The organism is Dietzia lutea (assembly GCF_003096075.1).
Classification (GTDB): Bacteria; Actinomycetota; Actinomycetes; order Mycobacteriales; family Mycobacteriaceae; genus Dietzia; species Dietzia lutea.
This window is the reverse complement of sequence record NZ_CP015449.1, coordinates 1392294-1405865: the sequence shown is the minus strand read 5'-3', so window position 1 is coordinate 1405865 and position 13572 is coordinate 1392294. Positions and strand designations below refer to the sequence as shown.

The window sequence follows — 13572 nt, the reverse complement described above, 5'->3', positions numbered from 1 at the left end:
ACCGTGAAGTTGCGCGCATTCGGCTCCAGAGACGACGAGACCGGCAAGGACTCCCCCGCCCCCGAGGCGGCGACGGAGCCGACGCCCGAGCCCGCAGTCGACCCGCGGCGTCCCGTTGGCAAGGGCAAGCCCACGCCCCGGCGCCGCGACCAGGAGCGCGCCCGCGGGATGCGCCAGGGGCCGGTCACCGCGCCGCTCACCCGCAAGGAGGCGAAGGAACGCCGCAAGGCAGCTCAGGCCTCCATGTCCAAGGAGGAGCGCCGCGCCGCGAAGGCCGAGGAGCGCGCCGCCCGCGAGGAGCGTCGCCAGCTCATGATGGAGGGCGACGACCGCTACGTCCTCTCCCGCGACCGCGGCGAGGTCCGGCGCTTCGCCCGCGACTGGGTGGACACGCACCGCCGCCTCATCAACTGGTTCATGCCGCTGGCGCTGTTCGTCATCGTCTTCCAGCTCATCCCGAACCCGGAACTGCTGGCGTTCAGCCAGACGCTGTTCCTCGTCCTCATCGCGGTCGTCGTGATCGACGGCGTGCTCCTCGGCCGCACCGTCAACAAGGCGGTCCGCGAGCGGTTCCCCGACACCGACGACACCGGCTTCGGCATGGGCTGGTACGCCGTCATGCGCGCGACCCAGCCGCGGATGCTGCGCACCCCGCGCCCCCGGGTCCGCCCGGGCGACGCCATCTGATCCCGCCCGCTCTCCCCGGAAGGGTCTGACCCATGCGCCTGCTCGTCCTCGGCGGCATCCGATCGGGTAAATCCGCCCACGCCGAGTCCGTGGCCACCGCGACCGGTACCGACGTCGTGTATGTCGCCACCGCCCGACGCGACCCCGATGACGCGGAGATGACCGCCCGCATCGCCGCGCACCGCGACCGCCGGCCGGACGAGTGGGTCACCGAGGAGACCGACGAGATCACCCGCGTACTCGCCGAGCACCCGGACTCGACCGTCCTCGTCGACGACCTCGGAGGCTGGCTCACCCGCCGCATGGACGCCACCCTCGGGTGGACCGACGGGGGTTCCGCGGTCGCCGACGAGACGGACGCGCTCGTCGCTGCGGTCGCCGAGCGCCCGGGCCCGGTCGTGCTGGTCTCCCCCGAGGTCGGCCTCGGCGTGGTCCCGGACACGCTCTCCGGTCGGGTGTTCGCCGACATGATCGGCACGCTCAACCGGCGACTGGCGCAGGTGTGCGACTCGGCGGTCCTCGTCGTCGCCGGGCGCGCGTTACCCCTCGGCGACGCACGCCCGAGCCCCACCGTCACCGCGCCCGCCGTGGCGGGCGTCACCACGCCCGCGGCGACGGCCGCGCCCGCCGACACCCCGGCCGATTCCCCCGTCGACCCGCCCACCGACGCGCCCACCGACGCGCCCACCGAGACCCCGCACGATTTCCCCGGCCTCGCGGACGTCGCGCACTACGACGACCCGGTCGTCTTCCCGCCGGTCCACCCGCCGTCCCACGCGGTCGCCGAGGAGGCGCGCGGTCGCCACCTCACGCTGACCAAGCCCGCGGCGTCCCTCGGACGCCTCGAGGAACTGGGCGTCTGGATCGCCTCGTGCCAGGACACGTGTCCGCCGCGTCCGCTCGAGCGGGCTCGGGTCGTGGTGTTCGCCGGTGACCACGGTGTCGCCGAGCACGGGGTCTCCGCTTTCCCGCGGGAGGTCACCCTGCAGATGGCCGACAACATCGTCGCCGGGGGCGCGGCCGTGTCCGTCCTCGCGCGCACCGCCGGCGCGACGGTCCGGGTGGCCGACATGGCGATGTCCGCGGAGCGCCCCGGGGGGCTCGACGACCATAAGGTCCGCCGCTCCAGCGGATCCATCGACCGGGAGGACGCGCTGAGCCCCGAGGAGGTGCGGGCCGCGATCGCCGCCGGCCGCCGCATCGCCGACGAGGAGGTCGACTCCGGGGCGGACCTGCTCATCGCGGGCGACCTCGGCATCGGCAACACCACCCCGGCGACCGTCCTCACGTGCCTGGTCACCGGCCACGAGCCCGTCGAGCTCGTGGGGCGCGGCACCGGCGTCGACGACGAGGGGTGGATGCGTAAGACCGCCGCCATCCGCGACGCCCTGTTCCGCGCGTCCGGCGACCTCCGCGACCCCGTGGCGATGCTGCGCAAGGTCGGCGGCGCCGATCTCGCGGCGATGGCCGGGTTCCTCGCCCAGGCGGCGATCCGCCGGACGCCGTGCCTACTCGACGGCTCGGTGGTCACCTCGGCCGCCCTGATGGCCGAGGCGCTGGCTCCGGGCTCGCGCCAGTGGTGGGCGGCCGGGCACCGCAGCGCCGAACCCGCCCACTCGGCCGCGCTGACCTACCTGTCGCTCGACCCGATCCTCGAGCACGCGATGCGACTGGGTGAGGGCAGCGGCGCCGTCGCCGCCCTACCGGTCGTCCACAACGCCGTAGCGATCCTCACGGAGATGGCGACCTTCGCCGACGCCGGGGTCAGCGGCCGGGACTGACGGTTCGTGTTCGACGCGGTCCGCCTCTCGCTGTCGTGGATGACGGTCCTCCCCGTCGACCGCGACGGCGTCCCCGACGCGGCCGCGGCCGGACGCGCCATGACCGCGCTGCCCGCCGTGGGACTGGTCTGCGGCGCCACGGCCACCGCCCTCGCCCACGGCGCTCACGCCCTCGGGGCGGGCGCGACGCTCTCCGGCGTCGTCGGCGTGGGGGCCGTCCTAGCGCTCACGCGCGGCATGCACGTCGACGCCCTGGCCGACACGGCCGACGGGCTGGGTTCGTACGCCGGCCCGGACCGCGCGCTCGAGATCATGCGCTCCGGCTCGGTGGGGCCGATGGGGGCCGCCGTGTTGGTCCTCGTCCTGCTGGCGGAGGTGGCCGCGCTCGGCGCGCTGGTCGCCTCGGGAGCGTGGCTGGCCCCGGTCGCGGCGTTCGTCCTGTCCCGCTGCCTGCCCGTGGTGCTGCTGCGCCGCGGGGTCCCCGCGGCCTCGGCGACGGGCTTCGGCGCGCTCGTGGCGGGGTCGCAGTCGCGCGTCGCCGTGGCGATGACCGCGCTCCTGTGCGCGGTGGCCGGCGCGGGACTGGCCGGCGCGGCACTGACCGCGGCCGGGCCGGCCGACGGCGAGTGGTGGGCGCCGGTGGCCGGCGCGGCGGCGGGCCTGCTCGCCTACGCGGCCACGGCGGGCTTCGGGCGCCACGTCGTCCGGCGGCTCGGTGGCGTCAACGGCGACGTCCTCGGCGCGGTGATCGAGGCCGGCACCGCCGCGGCTCTCGTCGCGGCGGTGCTCCTCGCCTGACGGCGTCGGGAGTCGGACGGCGCCGGGGATCTGACGGCGGCGGGCGTCCGACGGCGCCGGGGTCACACGGCCCGGCTCATGCCAGGCGCGTCATCCAGCCGAACGGGTCCTCGACCGAACCCCGCTGGATGCCGGTGAGGGTCTCGCGCAGCCGCATGGTGACCCCACCGGGCTCGCCGTCGCCCACCGTGTAGCCGCCCCCGGCGTGCTGGACCGAGCCGACGGGAGTGATGACGGCGGCGGTGCCGCAGGCGAACACCTCGGAGATCTCGCCGGACGCGACGCCGGACTCCCACTCGTCCACGGAGACCTTGCGCTCGGTGACGCGGTAGCCGAGGTGCCGGGCCAGCTGCAGGAGGCTGTCGCGGGTGACGCCGGGCAGCAGGGAGCCGGACAGTTCGGGGGTGACGATCTCGGCGGAGTCGCCGGTGCCCAGGACGAAGAACAGGTTCATCCCGCCCATCTCCTCGACGTACTTCCGCTCGATCGCGTCCAACCAGACCACCTGATCGCAGCCCTTGGCGGCGGCCTGCTCCTGGGCGGCCAGGGAGGCGGCGTAGTTGCCGCCGAACTTGGCGGCGCCGGTGCCGCCCGGGCTGGCGCGGACGTACTCGGTGCTCAGCCAGACGCTCACGGGGGCGACCCCGCGCGAGAAGTACGCGCCGGCCGGGGAGGCGATGACCGAGTAGAGGTACTCGTCGGCCGGCCGCACGCCGAGTCCGGTCTCGGTGGCGATCATGAACGGCCGCAGGTAGAGCGCCTCCTCACCGCCGGCGGCGGGCACCCAGTCGCGGTCGATCGCCACGATCTGGCGCAGCGACTCCATGAACAGCTCCTCCGGCAGCTGCGGCATGGCCAGGCGCCGCGCGGAGCGGTTGAAGCGGGCGGCGTTCTGCTCGGGCCGGAAGGAGGCGATGGAATCGTCTGCCTGGCGGTAGGCCTTGAGGCCCTCGAAGATCGTCTGGGCGTAGTGCAGGACCACGGCGGACGGGTCGATCGACAGCGGTGCGTAGGCCTCGACGACCGGCGTCCCCCAGGCACCGCCGGCGTACGGGATGGTGACCATGTGGTCGGTGAAGTGCTTGCCGAAGCCGGGATTGGCGAGAATGGCGGCACGCTCGTCGGCCGTCCTGGGCGAGGCGGACGGGCGGATGTCGAAGTCGGTCGTGTCGGACATGACGGGTCTCGTTCCTGGAGTGCGGGGGCGGTAAGGGCGGGGTCAGCGGGTGCGGATCTCGACGAGCGGGGGTACCGCGAGCCGGCACGGTACCTCTCGTCCGCGGACGTCCACGATGACCTCGTCGCCCTTCTTGAGCCCCGCGTCCAGGTCGACGAACGCCAGCGCGATCCCCGTCCTGAGCGTCGGCGAGAACGTGCCCGAGCTGGTGACGCCCACCTCGCGGCCGTCGGCTCGCACGGTCTGACCGGCGCGCAGGACGCCGCGACCGGTGACCTGGAGGGCGTACACGCGCCGGGCGGGGCCGGCCTCCTTCTGCCGCAGCAGTTCCTCGCGACCCCAGAAGGACGGCTTGTCCCACCCGATGGCCCAGGCGCAGCGCGCCTCGAGGGGGCTGAGGTCGACGGACAGTTCGTTGCCGTGGAGCGGGTAGCCGGCCTCGGTGCGCAGGGAGTCGCGGGCGCCGAGCCCGCACAGCGCGCCCTCGCGGGACAGGACCTGCTCGGCGAGGGCGTCCCAGAGGGGGCCGGCCTCGTCCCACGCGGGCAGCACCTCGAACCCGTACTCGCCGGTGTATCCGGTGCGGCAGATCCGGACGGACCGCCCGTTCCAGTCGGCGTCGACGAACGCCATGTAGTCGAGGTCGGTGGGCAGCCCGAGGGCGCCCAGCACCTCGCCGGCGAGCGGGCCCTGGACGGCGATCACCGCGCGGGAACGGTGCTCGTCGGTGATGCTCACGTCGGGCGCGCGCTCGGCGGCCGCGGCCTGCAGCCGGCGGACGACCTCGGCGGTGTTGGCGGCGTTGGGGATGAGGAAGATCTCGGAGTCGGAGACGCGGTAGGCGATGAGGTCGTCGACCACTCCCCCGGACTCGTCGCAGCACAGCGTGTACTGCGCGCTGCCCGCGGAGATGCGGTCGAGGTCGTTGGTGAGGCACGAGTTGACGAACTCCGCGGCGCCCGGACCGGAGACGAGCGCCTTACCGAGGTGACTGACGTCGAACAGCCCCACCGTGGTGCGGGTGGCGGTGTGCTCGGCGACTGTGCCGGTGTACTGCACGGGCATCGACCAGCCACCGAAGGGTGCGAAGGTGGCGCCGGCCTCCGCGTGGCGGGAGTGCAGCGGCCCCTCGTAGAGGTCCCCGGTGTCTGTCATGTGGCCACTCCTCGCGCTCTCCGGTAACGGCTTCCCTCCCACGGTAGTCGATAGACTATGGTGCCCTCGCCGTGGCGGTCCCACCGCGGCGTCCGGGCACCGGTCCATCGACCCACCTCATCCCGCCGATCACCAGGAGCGCCCCTATGCCGACCGCGCAGTCGATCCTCAGCCACACCCCGGACATCGCCCCGATCGAGGCGGTGACCGCCCCCGCGGAGTCCGATGTCGTGGTGATCGGCATCGCCGCGCCCGCCGGCTCGGGTGACGGGGCCCCCGTCGTCGTCGCCCCCGGCCTCGAGGCCACGGTGACCGGCGCGGTGGCCGAGGTCGCGCACGCGGTCGGCGCGTCCACGAAGGTCGGCTCCACGACCCGCGTGCCGGCGCCGGAGGGCGTCCCCGGCGCGTCGGTGGTGCTGGTCGGCCTGGGCGCCTCGGACGGCGAGGTGTCCGACGAGACGTTGCGCCGCGCGGCCGGCGCCGCCGCGCACGCCTGCCGCGGACTGGGGTCGGCGCTGGTGCTGCTCGACGACGAGCGCGCCGAGCCGGTGGCCCTGGGGGCGGGACTGGGATCGTTCCGGCCGGCGAAGGTCACCGGATCCGACGGGGGCGACGACGACGAGATCTCCGACTCCGTCAGGGTGTTCGTCGCCGAGGGCGGCGCGGACGCCGTGGCCCGGGCCGCCACGATCGCCGAGTGCGTCGGCCTCGCGCGCGATCTGATCAACACCCCGCCCAACCTGCTGTTCCCGGGCTCGTTCGCCGATCGTGCCGCCGAGCTGGGGCGTGAGGCCGGGCTCGAGGTCGAGGTGCTCGACGAGGCCGCGCTGGCCGAGGGCGGCTACGGCGGCATCCTCGCCGTGGGCGGCGGCTCGTCGCGTGGCCCGCGCCTGGTTCGGCTGACCCACCGGGGCGCCGAGAACCGTCCGTCGGTGGCGCTGGTCGGCAAGGGCGTCACGTTCGACACCGGCGGCATCTCCATCAAGCCGGCCGCGGGCATGGAGCAGATGACGATGGACATGGGCGGTGCGGCGGCCGTGGTCGCGACCGTCATCCTCGCCGCGCGCCTCGGTCTGGACCTCACCGTGGTGGCGACCGTGCCGATGGCCGAGAACATGCCGTCGGCCACCGCGTACCGGCCCGGTGACGTGCTCACCATGTACGGCGGCAAGACCGTCGAGGTGCAGAACACCGACGCCGAGGGCCGGCTCATCCTGGCCGATGCGATCGTCCGCGCCTGCGAGGACTCGCCCTCGCACCTCATCGACACCGCCACGCTGACCGGTGCGCAGATGGTGGCGCTGGGCAAGAAGACCCCGGGTGTCATGGGCACCGACGAGTTCCGTGACCGGGTCGCCGAGCTGAGCCGGTCGGTCGGTGAGGGCGGGTGGCCGATGCCGCTGCCCGAGGAGCTGCGCGACGGACTCGACTCCGAGGTGGCGGACCTGACCAACGTCACCCCGAACCGGTGGGGCGGCATGCTGTCGGCCGGGCTGTTCCTGCGCGAGTTCGTCGGCGAGGGCGTGGAGTGGGCGCACATCGACGTCGCCGGCCCCGCCTACAACGACGGCGGCCCGGAGGGCTACCTGCCCAAGGGCGGTACCGGCGTGCCGGTCCGCACGATGCTCGCCGCGCTCGAGGACATCGCCGCGGCGGGCTGACCACCCCGCCGCCTCGGCTCGTGGCTAGCGCCCGTCGGCTTCGCGCATCTGGTCGCGGAGCCGGCGGGCGCGCTCGCGCTTCTCGCGGGTGATGCGGACCTGCTCGTAGTCGCGCATGCGTTGCGGGTAGCCCTGGATCGAGGCGTCGAAGAGCGGCAGCTTCAATCGTGCGGCGAGTCTGCGGGCGGTGGCGACGTCGCCGACCGGGCGGCGGGTCCACTCGCCGTCGAAGGCCACCAGGCACAGGCCCGGCACGGAGACGAGGGTCTCCGGCTCGAGGTAGGCCTCGACCCCCACCCGCGTGCGACACCACCGGCGCAGGTGGTCGAGGTCGGCCGGGTCGGCGGCGATCCCTCGCCGACGACGTCCGAACAGGTCGCGGATCCCCACGGTCGGCCTCCTCCCATCGGCCCCCCGTCCGGGGTGGGGCCGGTCACGCCGGTTCGATCGTACCCATCACGAGCAGTGCGTATCGCGTCGCCCACCGGGGGATTCGTCGCCCCGCTCGGGTCGGATCGGGGCGTCCGACGACACCGTCCAGTGGCAGAGGGCACAATGGACGGCGATCGTCCGGTCGGGTCGCCTCAGCGGGTCCGTCCGAGGCGCTATCGACGAACAGACAGTAGACCCACCCACGACGCCGCTCACAGCGGGCGCTGACCGCGCCGGGGAGCAGCGCCTCTAGACCTCTCGAGGAGTCACGACACCATGGCCTTCTCCGTACAGATGCCGGCTCTCGGTGAATCCGTCAGCGAAGGGACCGTCACCCGCTGGCTCAAGAAGGAGGGGGACACGGTCGAGGTCGACGAGCCATTGCTCGAGGTCTCCACCGACAAGGTCGACACCGAGATCCCCTCCCCCGCTGCGGGCACCCTGCAGAAGATCGTCGCCGAGGAGGACGAGACCGTCGAGATCGGCGGCGAGCTGGCGGTCATCGACGACGGCTCCGGCGGGTCCGATGACACCGACGACTCCGCCGACGACGACGATGCAGACGACGCCGCGGACGCTGATCAGGTCGAGCAGGCCGACGACTCCGCGGACGAGGCCGACGAGCCCGCCGAGGAGCCCGCTCCCGAGAAGTCCTCCGGCGGCTCCGGCGGCGGCAAGGGCACCGACGTGGTCATGCCCGAGCTCGGCGAGTCCGTCACCGAGGGCACCATCACCCGCTGGCTCAAGTCCGTCGGCGACACCGTCGAGGTCGACGAGCCCCTGCTCGAGGTCTCCACCGACAAGGTCGACACCGAGATCCCCTCGCCCGTCGCCGGCACCCTGCAGAAGATCGTCGCCGAGGAGGACGAGACCGTCGAGGTCGGCGCCACCCTCGCCGTCATCGGCGACGGCTCCGGCTCATCCGACGACACCGACGACTCGGGCGACGACGCCGATGAAGCGGACGACTCCGACGACGCGGCTGACGCTCCCGCCTCGGACGACCAGGGCTCGGACGACGCGTCCGACTCCGCGGACGAGGCCGACGAGCCCGCCGAGGAGCCCGCTCCCAAGAAGTCCTCCGGCGGCTCCGGCGGCGGCAAGGGCACCGACGTGGTCATGCCCGAGCTCGGCGAGTCCGTCACCGAGGGCACCATCACCCGCTGGCTCAAGTCCGTCGGCGACACCGTCGAGGTCGACGAGCCCCTGCTCGAGGTCTCCACCGACAAGGTCGACACCGAGATCCCCTCGCCCGTCGCCGGCACCCTGCAGAAGATCGTCGCCGAGGAGGACGAGACCGTCGAGGTCGGCGCCACCCTCGCCGTCATCGGCGACGGCTCCGGCTCATCCGACGACTCGGGCGACGCGGACGACGACGCCGACGACGACCAGTCGGCCGAGGAGCAGAACGCGACCGACGCCAAGGACGAGGACGTCGACGCCTCGGGCGAGGACGAGGTCCCGGAGGACACCCCCTCCCAGGAGACCGAGGCCGCGGCCAAGGCGGAGAAGAAGGCCGAGCAGAAGTCCGAGGACACCTCCGCGGAGAAGTCCGGGAAGTCGGCGCCGAAGAAGTCCTCCTCGGACGGGTCGGCCGACGCGGTCCCGCCGCGGGCCGAGCCCGCCGCGGCCGCCAAGGCCGGCAGCTCGCCGTACGTCACCCCGCTCGTGCGCAAGCTCGCGCAGGAGCACGGCGTGGACCTGGACTCGGTCAAGGGCACCGGCATCGGTGGCCGGATCCGCAAGCAGGACGTCCTCGCGGCGGCCGAGGGCGCGGGGACCGACTCCGGTTCCGAGGCCCCCGCCGAGAAGAAGGCACCCGCCGGCGGCCCGTCGACGGCCGGCGTGCGGCCCGAGCTCGCCGAGCTGCGCGGCACCACCAAGAAGGCCAACCGGATCCGCAAGATCACGGCGCAGAAGACCCGCGAGTCGCTGCAGGCCTCGGCCCAGCTCACGCAGGTCTTCGAGGTCGACATGACCCGTGTGGCCCAGCTGCGATCGAAGGTCAAGGAGCAGTTCGCCGACAAGCACGGCGTCAAGCTCACCTACCTGCCGTTCTACGCCAAGGCGGTCGTCGAGGCCCTGGTCTCGCACCCGAACGTCAACGCGTCCTACGACGAGAGCACCAACGAGATCACCTACCACGGTTCGGTGAACCTCGGCATCGCCGTGGACACCGAGGCGGGTCTGCTCTCGCCGGTCATCCACAACGCGCAGGACCTGGACATCCCGGGGCTGGCCAAGGCGATCATCGACATCGCCGAGCGGGCCCGGGCGTCCAAGCTCACCCCGGACGACCTGCAGGGTGGCACCTTCACCATCACCAACATCGGCAGCGAGGGGGCCCTGTTCGACACCCCGATCCTCGTCCCGCCGCAGGCGGCGATGCTGGGCACCGGCGCGATCGTGCGCCGTCCCGTGGTGGACGCGGACACCGACGGCGAGTCGATCGCCATCCGGTCCATGGGCTTCATGCCGATGACGTACGACCACCGCCTCATCGACGGTGCCGACGCCGGCCGCTTCCTCACCACGGTCAAGGACCGCCTGGAGAAGGCCGAGTTCGAGGGCGACCTCGGGCTGTAGTCCCACCGCCGGTTCCGCCGACCACGCGACGGGCGTCCCCCTTCCGGGGAGGGCGCCCGTCGTCGTCGCACCACCCTCCCGGTCCGCGCGCGCCCGCGCGGCCTACCCTGGTGTCATGTCTCACACCGGTCAGTCCCTGCGCCGCGACCCGGCCGCCCCGGAGATCCGGCGGCTCGGCACCGTCGAGTACTCCCCCACCTGGGACCTCCAGCGCACCCTGGCCGAGGAGCGCGCCGACGGGCGACGCGGCGACACCGTACTGCTCCTCGAGCACCCCGCCACCTACACCGCCGGCAAGCGGACGGAACCGGCCGACCGGCCGGTCGACGGCACCCCGGTCGTCGACGTGGACCGCGGCGGACGCATCACCTGGCACGGCCCCGGCCAGCTCGTCGGGTACCCGATCATCGCGCTGACCGATCCGATCGACGTGGTCGAGTACGTGCGCCGCGTCGAGCAGGCCCTCATCACCACCTGCGCCCGGCTCGGAGTGGAGGCCGGTCGCGTCGACGGCCGCTCCGGCGTCTGGTGCGCGGCCTCGGACGGGCGGCCCGAGCGCAAGATCGCCGCGATCGGCATCCGGGTCCAACGCGGGGTGACGATGCACGGGTTCTCCCTCAACTGCGACTGCGACCTGACCGCGTTCTCCCGGATCGTGCCGTGCGGGATCGTCGACGCCGGGGTCACCTCGCTCACCGCCGAACTCGCCCGCACCGTCACCGTGTCCGACGTTCTCGATCAGGTCACCTCCGACTTGGTGGAGGCGCTCGACGGCCGACTGCCCGTGTCGTGAACCACGCGTAGGCTTGATGACGTGACTGTGACTCCCGAGGGCCGCAAGCTTCTGCGCATCGAGGCCCGTAACGCCGAGACCCCCATCGAACGTAAGCCGTCGTGGATCCGTACCCGTGCCACGATGGGCCCCGAGTACAAGGAACTCAAGGGCCTGGTGCGAGGTGGCGGTCTGCACACGGTGTGCGAGGAGGCCGGTTGTCCCAACATCTACGAGTGTTGGGAGGACCGCGAGGCCACGTTCCTCATCGGCGGTGAGCAGTGCACCCGTCGCTGCGACTTCTGCCAGATCGACACCGGCAAGCCCTCCGCGCTCGACCGCGACGAGCCCCGGCGCGTCGCCGAGTCGGTCCGCGAGATGGGCCTGCGCTACTCGACCATCACGGGTGTCGCGCGTGACGACCTCGACGACGGGGGCGCCTGGCTCTACGCGGAGACGGTCCGCAAGATCCACGAGCTCAACCCCAATACAGGGGTAGAGAACCTGATCCCCGACTTCAACGGCAACCCCGACCAGTTGGCCGAGGTGTTCGAGTCGCGTCCCGAGGTGCTGGCGCACAATCTCGAGACGGTGCCGCGGATCTTCAAGCGGATCCGGCCCGCGTTCCGGTTCGAGCGCTCCCTCGACGTGATCCGCGCCGCTCGCGACTTCGGTCTGGTCACCAAGTCCAACCTCATACTGGGGATGGGCGAGACAACCGAGGAGATCGTCGACGCGATGCGGGACCTCCACTCCGCCGGGTGCGACATCCTCACCATCACGCAGTACCTGCGCCCCACCCCGCGGCACCACCCGATCGACCGGTGGGTCAAGCCCGAGGAGTTCGTGGAGCTGTCCGATCAGGCGCGCGAGATCGGCTTCGCCGGCGTCATGGCCGGACCGCTCGTCCGCTCGTCCTACCGCGCCGGTCGCCTGTACGTCCAGGCGCTCGAGCACCGCGGTCAGGCGGTGCCCGAGCACCTGCGGCAGCTCACCTCGGAGGGCTCGGCGTCCCAGGAGGCCTCGAGCGTGCTGGCCCGCGAGACCGCCCGCGCCTGACCCCGGCGCCGCACACGCCACGCTCCTCCCGCCGCCCTCGCCCCGTCCCCCTCGGGGCGAGGGCGGCGCGGTTCTCTGACCGCGGCCTACGCCACGTATCCTGAGGGGTATGGCGAAGAGCGAGGTCAGCAAGGCGGACAAGAAGGCGGCCCGGGCCGCACGGCGCGCGGCGGGCAAGGAGCAGCGCGGCCAGATGTGGCAGGCGCTGAAGATCCAGTCCAAGCAGGACAAGCTCCTGTGGCCACTGATGATCGGTGCGGTCGTCCTCTCGGCCGTGGTCTTCTTCCTCCTCGGCACACTGTGGGGTGGCGAGTGGTGGATGCTGCCGCTCGGCGTGCTCGTGGGCCTCATGCTCGCGATGGTCGTGTTCTCGCGGCGCGTGCAGAACACCGTGTACGGCAAGGCCGAGGGTCAGCCGGGGGCTGCCGCGTGGGCGCTGGACCAGCTCCGGTCGGGGTGGCGGGTCAACCAGGCCGTCGCCGCCACCACCAGCTTCGACGCCGTCCACCGCGTGGTCGGCCGCTGCGGAATCGTACTCGTGGGCGAGGGCCAGCCGCACCGGCTCAAGCCGCTCATGACCCAGGAGAAGAAGAAGGTGACCCGCGTCGTGGGCGACACCCCGATCTACGAGCTGATCGTGGGCGACGACGCCGACGCCACCCCGGAGCAGGTGCCGCTGCGCAAGCTCAACCGGCGCCTCACCCGCTACCCGATGAACATCAGCCGCGCCAAGGTCGACGCCCTGGACACCCGCCTCCGGGCCCTGAGCACCAAGACCAGTGTGCAGAACCAGATGCCCAAGGGCCCGGTCCCCCAGGGCGCGAAGGTCCGCAACATCCAGCGCAGCGCCCGCCGCCGGGGCTGACCGGGCTCAGTCGGCGCCGCCTCGGCGAGGGTGGATCAGCGGAAGCGGATCAGCCGGAGCGGATCAGCGGGAGCGGATGAGCGCCGTGCCGGTGGCGCGGTCGTGCATGCCGCGGCCGTCCTCGTCCTGGATCAGCGGGGGCAGCAGGAAGAAGATGAACACCACCCGCACCAGCGAGCGCAGGAAGCCGACGCGTTCCTCAGCGTCCACCCGGGCGGTACCGATCCCGAGCACCGCCTGACCGGGGGTCTGCGCGAACAGCCACACGCAGACCACGCCGATCACCCCCCACATCAACGGCACCGCCCAGCTGGACACCGCCGCGAACGAGTTCCCGCCCAGTGCGCCGGGCCCACCCACCGACACGACCGCGGCGACCAGTCCATAGGCCAGGAGCCAGTCGACGACCAGCGCTCCGAAGCGGACGCCGAGCGGGGCCATCGAGCCGGGGCCGGACTCCGGCAGGCCGAGGTTCTCGCCCTTGAACTTCTGCTCCGGCCCGCTGCCGGACGTGGGTCCGGACAGCCACGATCCCGCTACATCACGCATGAAGCCAGGGTAGCCCGGCGACCTGCCGTTCCCCATGTCGGCGACCCCAG

The 13572-nt window shown here is 72.8% G+C and carries 12 protein-coding genes; 8 read left to right on the top strand and 4 right to left on the bottom strand.

The genetic code is table 11. The annotated features are described in order from the left end of the window. Window positions 1–3 precede the first annotated feature (3 nt). The 3 genes from A6035_RS06345 to A6035_RS06335 are packed head-to-tail and all read left to right on the top strand — an operon-like array spanning window position 4 to window position 3266. Window positions 4–687 (top strand): DUF3043 domain-containing protein, encoded by a 684-nt coding sequence (locus tag A6035_RS06345; protein WP_108847080.1) that lies wholly within the window; start codon window positions 4–6, stop codon window positions 685–687. Window positions 688–719: 32 nt separating this feature from the next. Beyond that, window positions 720–2468: a nicotinate-nucleotide--dimethylbenzimidazole phosphoribosyltransferase gene (gene cobT / locus A6035_RS06340; RefSeq protein ID WP_108847079.1), complete on the top strand. Its 1749-nt coding sequence runs from the start codon at window positions 720–722 to the stop codon at window positions 2466–2468. A gap of 6 nt (window positions 2469–2474) precedes the next feature. Then, window positions 2475–3266 (top strand): adenosylcobinamide-GDP ribazoletransferase, encoded by a 792-nt coding sequence (locus tag A6035_RS06335; RefSeq protein WP_208635564.1) that lies wholly within the window; start codon window positions 2475–2477, stop codon window positions 3264–3266. Between the two features lie 76 nt (window positions 3267–3342). Here A6035_RS06335 and A6035_RS06330 read toward each other — a convergent pair whose 3' ends face one another. Further along, a complete protein-coding gene (locus A6035_RS06330) occupies window positions 3343–4443 on the bottom strand; it encodes a branched-chain amino acid aminotransferase (protein WP_108847078.1) in 1101 nt (366 codons plus the stop codon). A 42-nt stretch (window positions 4444–4485) separates the two neighbouring features. Next, window positions 4486–5598 (bottom strand): glycine cleavage system aminomethyltransferase GcvT, encoded by a 1113-nt coding sequence (gcvT, locus tag A6035_RS06325; protein ID WP_108847077.1) that lies wholly within the window; start codon window positions 5596–5598, stop codon window positions 4486–4488. A gap of 146 nt (window positions 5599–5744) precedes the next feature. Between gcvT and A6035_RS06320 the strand changes: the two genes are divergently transcribed. Then, window positions 5745–7259, top strand: a complete 1515-nt coding sequence (locus A6035_RS06320; protein ID WP_108847076.1) for a leucyl aminopeptidase — start codon at window positions 5745–5747, stop codon at window positions 7257–7259. 24 nt (window positions 7260–7283) lie between these two features. Here A6035_RS06320 and A6035_RS06315 read toward each other — a convergent pair whose 3' ends face one another. Beyond that, window positions 7284–7649: an oxidoreductase gene (locus A6035_RS06315; RefSeq protein WP_108847075.1), complete on the bottom strand. Its 366-nt coding sequence runs from the start codon at window positions 7647–7649 to the stop codon at window positions 7284–7286. A 318-nt stretch (window positions 7650–7967) separates the two neighbouring features. Between A6035_RS06315 and sucB the strand changes: the two genes are divergently transcribed. The 4 genes from sucB (at window position 7968) to A6035_RS06295 (ending at window position 12973) form a co-directional block, all read left to right on the top strand. After that, on the top strand, window positions 7968–10277 hold the full coding sequence (sucB, locus tag A6035_RS06310) for a 2-oxoglutarate dehydrogenase, E2 component, dihydrolipoamide succinyltransferase (protein ID WP_108847074.1): 2310 nt from the start codon (window positions 7968–7970) through the stop codon (window positions 10275–10277). 115 nt (window positions 10278–10392) lie between these two features. After that, window positions 10393–11070 (top strand): lipoyl(octanoyl) transferase LipB, encoded by a 678-nt coding sequence (lipB, locus tag A6035_RS06305; RefSeq protein ID WP_108847073.1) that lies wholly within the window; start codon window positions 10393–10395, stop codon window positions 11068–11070. A 21-nt stretch (window positions 11071–11091) separates the two neighbouring features. Beyond that, the gene (gene lipA / locus A6035_RS06300; protein ID WP_108847072.1) at window positions 11092–12108 is read left to right on the top strand and encodes a lipoyl synthase; all 1017 of its coding nucleotides are present in this window, start codon (window positions 11092–11094) and stop codon (window positions 12106–12108) included. 109 nt (window positions 12109–12217) lie between these two features. Then, entirely contained in the window at window positions 12218–12973 is a 756-nt protein-coding gene (locus A6035_RS06295; RefSeq protein WP_108847071.1) for a DUF4191 domain-containing protein, read from the top strand. Window positions 12974–13036: 63 nt separating this feature from the next. Here A6035_RS06295 and A6035_RS06290 read toward each other — a convergent pair whose 3' ends face one another. Then, window positions 13037–13522 (bottom strand): RDD family protein, encoded by a 486-nt coding sequence (locus A6035_RS06290; protein ID WP_108847070.1) that lies wholly within the window; start codon window positions 13520–13522, stop codon window positions 13037–13039. Between the last annotated feature and the right edge of the window lie 50 nt (window positions 13523–13572).

Excerpts from the sequence above, each read along its gene's own strand:
- cobT (WP_108847079.1), top strand. The coding sequence starts at position 720 with ATGCGCCTGCTCGTCCTCGGCGGCATCCGATCGGGTAAATCCGCCCAC.
- A6035_RS06330 (WP_108847078.1), bottom strand. The coding sequence starts at position 4,443 with ATGTCCGACACGACCGACTTCGACATCCGCCCGTCCGCCTCGCCCAGG.
- gcvT (WP_108847077.1), bottom strand. The coding sequence starts at position 5,598 with ATGACAGACACCGGGGACCTCTACGAGGGGCCGCTGCACTCCCGCCAC.
- A6035_RS06320 (WP_108847076.1), top strand. The coding sequence starts at position 5,745 with ATGCCGACCGCGCAGTCGATCCTCAGCCACACCCCGGACATCGCCCCG.
- sucB (WP_108847074.1), top strand. The coding sequence starts at position 7,968 with ATGGCCTTCTCCGTACAGATGCCGGCTCTCGGTGAATCCGTCAGCGAA.
- lipB (WP_108847073.1), top strand. The coding sequence starts at position 10,393 with ATGTCTCACACCGGTCAGTCCCTGCGCCGCGACCCGGCCGCCCCGGAG.
- A6035_RS06295 (WP_108847071.1), top strand. The coding sequence starts at position 12,218 with ATGGCGAAGAGCGAGGTCAGCAAGGCGGACAAGAAGGCGGCCCGGGCC.
- A6035_RS06290 (WP_108847070.1), bottom strand. The coding sequence starts at position 13,522 with ATGCGTGATGTAGCGGGATCGTGGCTGTCCGGACCCACGTCCGGCAGC.